Origin of the sequence: Streptococcus parasanguinis, from assembly GCF_001578955.1 — a bacterium.
Lineage (GTDB): Bacteria > Bacillota > Bacilli > Lactobacillales > Streptococcaceae > Streptococcus > Streptococcus parasanguinis_U.
In genome coordinates, this window is sequence record NZ_KQ969689.1 from 133,652 (window position 1) to 140,072 (window position 6,421).

The following is a 6,421-nucleotide window of genomic DNA, read 5'->3' on the forward strand; positions in this document are numbered from 1 at the left end:
AGCGGAAGAGCCTCTACTAGATTTCTTCGTCAACTTCTTAGGGGGCTTGAAGGTAGAGAAACGCTTGTCTCAACTAGAGTTGACCAATTTTGATCCAAGTGAAAGTCGTGCTCTCTTGAAAGGGGAACTGGGAGCAATAGAGCCGGCAGTGATGGAGCAGATGGTCGAATGGAGTGAAGGCAGTCCTTTCTTTCTGTCCAGCTATATTGAAGAGTGGAAAGAAAATGAAAATTTAGAGCCCTTGCCGGATATCATTCAAGCCTATCTTTCTCAGGAACTTGGGGATATGAGCAGTGAGGAAGAGGCCCTTCTTCACTACTTATCTTGTTTTCATAAGCCAATCTCTCTGTCTATCTTAGCGGAATTGACGGCTACAGAGCTTCCTGTTTTGACAGAATTAATCGAGACTTTATCTGAAAGAGCGATCGTCTCAATCGTGGAAGAAGGCGAGGCTCTCATGGTTCAATTCTGCAAGCAATTGGTAGCCATGTACTTTTACCATCTCCTCTCGCCAGCTAGACGTCGCCTCTTCCACCAACAAATTGCGCAAAAATTGGAAGAAACCTTAGAAGCTTCGACGGACCTTCTTCTTTATAAGGAAATTGCCTACCAATATAAGCGATCGCAAAATCTCCTGCGCTCCTTATCGTTTGAGTTGACCTACTTAGAAGAAATTCTTCAGCTGGAGCATGAACTGTTTCCGATTTATTCCAAGGCAGATGAGGGGGTCCTATCAGACGGTACAAATAGCCATTTGGACATTTTGGGAGAGCTATCTCGCCTACGCCAAGAATTAGATAACCTCTTTTCAAGGCACCAAAGAGATAGAGAATACAAGTATTTACAATTGCGTTACTTGTACCTAGAAGGTCGCTATTTTATTCGAAGTGGGGAGTATCAAAAGGGGATTCATGATATCCAAAAAGTCATCTCCTATGCGCGGGAACTCAAGCAATCCGACTTCCTCTTAGAGGGTTATCGGCAAATCATTTATTATTGCATTCAAACTGAAAATATCCCTGAGATGGCCTATTATACAGATTTGGCTTTGGAAGATGCCATCCAAGCTAATAATCATGAGGTCATCGCGATCCAGTTGCGTTTGAAGGGCTTGTATCACCTGATGGTTGGGGATGAGGAGCAGGCGACCCGGCATCTGTATCGTTCTATTGATTGCTTTAGTTTGACCAATAGCATGCAGGCCAAGTATGCCATTCAAATTGCGGCTTCTTTGGCCTACCTCGCTGAAATCGAGCAAATTAGAGGCCATTTCCAAGTAGCGGTCACCCACTTAGAAGAGGTTCTGCGTTTGGTGGGAGATCAAGCTGTTGATTCCGTCCGTGTTGTCTTTGATATTGATCTTGGTATCGCCTATTATTGGAAGGGAGATTTGATCCAAGCTCGCCGCTGTTTTGACAGAGCTCAGAAGATTTTGTCCAGTGTTCGCTTCCCTTGGAAGGAAGAATTGCTCGAATTTTACCAATCTTTAATTGCTTGTCAGCAAGGGGATCAGGAGAAGGTTGCGGATTATCTGGCTCGAAAAGAAAGGACGATGAAACCATCTGCCAATTCACGGGATAAGGGGATGGTTCATTATCTATTAGCATTCTTATCTAATCAAAAGGAGAAGGGAGAAGAGCTAGATTCTGCCCTGAGCACCTTCTTGAAAGAAGATAAGAATTACTACAAAAAGGTGGCAGAGCAACACTTAAATCCCTATAGAGATCGTCAGTTTCTTAAGAAATTAAAAGACCTGTAGTGTCTCTTGCCTAAATCATAAGAGAAGGCTAAGCGGTCTGTTCTCCTTTCAGGCAAAGATCATTGTGCTGAAAATGAAGAAAAAGCATAGAAATACCCTAGCAATGGTGATTTCTATGCTTTTTATGTGTGAAAAAATATTCTTAGTTTAGTTTTTGTTGCGCCAATATTTGGGTCAAATAAAAGATAAAGGTCGCAGCAAGATTTGAAGTATGATTGTCAATGTCATGAGGAGGAGAAACTTCCACGACATCAAATCCGATTAGTTTGCCACTGGCAGCAATGTGTTGGAGAAGCAGGAGGGCTAGTTTAGGATCGACACCAAGTGATTGGATGGCACTAACACCAGGAGCAGAGCCGACTGCAAAGCAATCCATATCGATAGACAGATAGATCGCGGTTTGGTTTTCTAAAAATTGATCGATTCGATCCAGAATGGCTTGGTGGCTCATCTGGAAGAGGTCTTGCCCGGTTAAGAAATCAATGCTTGGTGTTTTAGCAACGTAATTAAAGAGGAAGAGGTTATTATTGTGCTCTTGGATCCCAAGGATGAGATAAGGGAAGTCCTGCCCCCTGTCTTTCGCATGATCAGCCATTTGACGAAAACCTGTTCCAGAGTTGGGCCCGGTTTGGTCGTAAGGACGCAAATCAAAGTGGGCATCCAGATTGATTACAGCCAGTTGTTCATCTTTTTCCAAACTGGATTGAATCCCTAGATAGTGGCCGTAAGCAGTTCCGTGACCGCCTCCTAGGACAATAGGTTGGATCCCTAATTGGTACATGCGCTGGATCGCTTGTGAGAGACTTTCTTGGAGTTCTTCTAGTGAATGGTTGGGCCCGTCAATATTTCCCACATCATACACCGTTACATTGGTTCCCCAGTGCCATGGAAGTTTGGCAATTTGAGAACGGATGGCTGTAGGACCCTCGACCGCCCCTACGCGCCCATTGTTGATATAGACTCCTTTGTCGCTCTTAAAGCCGATGATCCCAAAGGTCATCCCCTCAAATGGAGTGAGGGTCTCGTCGTTCAGGTCTAAAAATTTGGTGACCATTCCCCATTTGGCCGTGTAGGGATTGTCCTCGATACTACCTTGGTAGTAGCTATAGGTCATTGGATAGTAGTTTGTGAGCAAGCTTGTCGCCTCCCTTATTTTTCTGAAAGCAGGCAGAGGCTGAGAAGATCGCCAGCCTCTGTTTTTGCTTTATCTTTACTGTATCAGTATTGAATCCTTAAGTCAACTGCTTTTTCGATGGTTGCTAAGAATTCTTCGCTTTCGACAACAGCAGATGCTTTATTGAGTTCTTCGAAGATTTCGATATCTTTGTCAAATTCAATAAAGTTCAGTTTTTGACGAATCAGCTCATAAGCTGGTTTTGTACCTTTACCAAGTTCATGATTTTCTGGTTTGAGATCCAAGGCTTGGCAAGCTGCCATGATTTCAGTAGCAACGATGCGACGTGAGTTTTTAAGAATTTCTGCTGCTTTACGAGCGGCAGTCGTTCCCATGCTGACGAAATCTTCTTGGTTTTCACAAGATGGAATAGAATCGACACTAGCAGGGTGAGCCAAAATTTTATTTTCCGATGCAAGGGATGCACAAGCATACTGGGTAATCATGAAGCCTGAGTTGAGTCCAGGGTGTTTGACCAAGAAGGATGGTAATTTACTGAGTTGGCTGTTGACCAAGCGTTCCACCCGACGTTCAGATACGTTCCCGATTTCAGAAAGGGCGATCCCTAGGAAGTCAAATGGTTGCGCCATTGGTTCACCGTGGAAGTTACCTCCTGAGATGACGTGTCCTTCCTTGGTAATGATTGGGTTATCTGTGACAGAGTTGATTTCAATTTCAACTTTTTCTTTTACATAAGCGATTGAATCCTTGCTGGCTCCATGAATTTGAGGAATACAGCGGAGTGTATAAGGATCTTGGACCCGTTGTTGAGTCGCAACAGTGGTATTCTTGCTTCCTTCAAGAAGGTTACGGATGTTGCGAGCAGTTGCCAATTGTCCACTTTGTGGGCGGATGGTATGAAGGTCTTCTTCGAATGGACTGGTAATTCCATTGTGAACTTCCATTGAGAGAGCACCAGCGATATCAGAGAGTTTGAGCAATTGGATACCATCATAAGTCGCAAGAGCACCGATACCCGTTAGGACGGTTGTACCGTTGATCAAGGCAAGCCCTTCTTTGGCAGCCAATTGGATCTTTTCAATTCCAGCACGATCTAGGGCTTCTTGACCACTGAGAAGTTCTCCTTTGTAATAGGCACGTCCAAGACCCAACATTGGTAAAACCATATGAGAAAGAGGAGCAAGGTCTCCAGAAGCTCCGAGAGAGCCTTTTTCAGGGATATAAGGAGTGACTCCTTTGTTGAGCAATTCTAACAGTTTTTCAACAGTTGACAGACGAATGCCAGAATAACCTTTCAAGAGTGAGTTGATACGGATCAGCATGATGGCACGAACGGCATCTTCAGGAAGTGGATCACCGAAGCCAGATGAGTGAGTTCGGATCAGGTTTTCTTGCAGTTGAACAGTATCTTCTGGAGAGATGCTGACATTACAGAGGGAACCAAAGCCAGTGGTTACACCATAGACGACTCGTTTTTCCCGGACAATGTCATCAACGATTTTACGGGATGCGATAACGGCTTCTTTGGCTTGTTCATCAAGCTCACATTGGGCACCGTGCCGAGCTACAGCGATGACTTCTTCGAGTGTTAAGCTATTACCATCTAAATGAATCAATTGAGTCATATAAAACCTCCGATTATGAATAGTTGTTCTGTGGAAGTAGTGTTGTTTACTTCGGTTTGAATACCAAACATGGGCCCATTGTCTATTGATCTAAAAAATTGAAAAGAGTCATAGAGAAAAGGGCTCAGGTTTGACATTCGTGGAGTCCTAGATTGGTTAGGGAGCAAAACTGAGCTTCGCTCCCGTCTCTGTTCCCATCTAGTGTGTAAAGAAAATTAGTGAGGAAGGACTTTAGATTTGTGTAGTTTATCGCCGTGGAAAACAAAGTAGAGTCCACTTGCAATCACGAGACCGATGGCACCCCAAACAAAATTCATCATGCTGGCTCCAGCAATCATGAGGATGCTGACGATAACAGCCAAGATTGGGATAACTGAACCGAATGGAACTCGGAAGGTAACCTTTTTGTCTGGGTACATTTTTCTGAGTTTGATGGCTGCCAAAGCTGTTGGAATGTATTGGAAGAAACGGAAGACAACACTGAAGGTTGCTAATGTTTCGAAAGAGCCAGATAACAAGAGTAAGAAGGCGAAGATACAAGAAATGATAATGGCAATGACAGGGGCATTCTTAGAGTTCGTTTTTCCAAGGCCTTCTGGCAAGAGTTTTTCAGTTGCTAATGCGGCACCAAAACGAGGAACCATGATGGATTCACCGATGTTTAATCCAGCGATTGAAATGAGGGCTCCGTAAGAAACGAGGGGAGCTCCGATAGGGCCAATCATTTCGACAAATGCGTCTTGTACTGGTGCACCGGTTTGCATAATGCGACCACCAAGCATGGCGATTGTTCCAGCGATGATCAACATGTAGAGGACAGATACGATACTGATGGATCCCAAGATAGCGCGGGGAACGTTCTTTTCAGGGTTGCGCATTTCCCCTGCAACGATAGACATGGTTTCAAATCCGATGAAACCGTAGAAGATGTAGACGGCTGTACTAGAAATAGAACTGAAGAGACTTGTTCCACTTTCCAATTGAAGGAAAGGTGTGAAGTTGCCCTTGCTCACGCCACCGGAAATGAAGAAGATGGCAAAGAGTGAGAAGAGGACAATTGGAATTAATTTTGCAACAGTAGCTGTCAGAGTAAACATCTTAGAGGTTTTCAGACCGGCAATGTTCATCAGACTCAAGAGAATCAGCATACCGATACTGATCGGAAGGTTGTAGCCTTCAAATGCTGGGAAGGTGATGATGAAGATCTTAGCAAAGCCGGCTAACATGGCAGCCCAAGCGATAACAGTAACGGCCCAACCGAGAATCCCAACGTTAAAGCCAACGAAGTCTCCGAAAGCGGCTTTTGAGTATTGCATGGCTCCACCGTTTTTATCGAAGTAGCCAGCCGTTTCAGCCAGACAGGCTGATAACAGCATGACGAGAATGGCTACCCCAAACATGACAGCTAGAGAGGCTGGTCCGAGGCCAGAATAAATCTTTTTGGGTAGGAGGAAGATACCAGATCCGATCACGGCATTGATACCGTAAAGAGTGGCACCGCTAAAGCTGAATTTCGCTTTTTCTTGTTCCTCAATCGACTGTTTATGTGCTCCGTTCATAATGTTTCTCCTTTGTGAACATTATTGTAGTCCAGTCCAGATAGCAATCGGTTGCTCCCCAGACTGATGGGGTAAAAACGTGATTGTCATCTCTTGAAGAGGAGATTCTTGTTCGATCACCAGGAGCTCGTGAGTTTGGAGGGTTTGAGAATGATTGGTTCCCCATTTGAGTGTTAGCGGACAGAGAGCATAGATCAATTGATAGCGACTCTGACTTTTGACACTCTCTTTTGGGGATATAGCACTCATATGCCCCTGATAAGAAGGTTTGTAAATCAAATTAAAGTCTTGACAAGTCCCTTGGCTAGATACAGGATCTCCCCCATCAAAGAAGTAGCTTTGA

General features: G+C 44.3%; 4 protein-coding genes and 1 pseudogene. 1 reads left to right on the forward strand and 4 read right to left on the reverse strand.

All coding sequences use genetic code 11. The annotated features are described in order from the left end of the window. On the forward strand, positions 1-1,759 hold a 1,759-nt coding region (locus tag SPADD19_RS12180), incomplete at its 5' end, for an ATP-binding protein (protein WP_481906727.1). Positions 1,760-1,901: 142 nt separating this feature from the next. Here the strand turns inward: SPADD19_RS12180 and hutG are convergent. The 4 genes and pseudogenes from hutG to SPADD19_RS12185 form a co-directional block, all read right to left on the reverse strand. After that, positions 1,902-2,894, reverse strand: coding sequence for a formimidoylglutamase (gene hutG / locus SPADD19_RS00635; RefSeq protein ID WP_061454935.1), 993 nt, complete (start codon positions 2,892-2,894; stop codon positions 1,902-1,904). An 83-nt stretch (positions 2,895-2,977) separates the two neighbouring features. Beyond that, entirely contained in the window at positions 2,978-4,519 is a 1,542-nt protein-coding gene (hutH, locus tag SPADD19_RS00640) for a histidine ammonia-lyase (RefSeq protein WP_003013255.1), read from the reverse strand. Positions 4,520-4,734: 215 nt separating this feature from the next. After that, on the reverse strand, positions 4,735-6,078 hold the full coding sequence (locus tag SPADD19_RS00645; RefSeq protein ID WP_061454936.1) for an APC family permease: 1,344 nt from the start codon (positions 6,076-6,078) through the stop codon (positions 4,735-4,737). A 21-nt stretch (positions 6,079-6,099) separates the two neighbouring features. Further along, positions 6,100-6,421, reverse strand: a pseudogene (locus tag SPADD19_RS12185) (HutD family protein); the annotation flags it as partial.

Coding starts and splice junctions, on each gene's coding strand:
- SPADD19_RS00645 (WP_061454936.1), bottom strand. CDS start 6,078: ATGAACGGAGCACATAAACAGTCGATTGAGGAACAAGAAAAAGCGAAA.
- hutH (WP_003013255.1), bottom strand. CDS start 4,519: ATGACTCAATTGATTCATTTAGATGGTAATAGCTTAACACTCGAAGAA.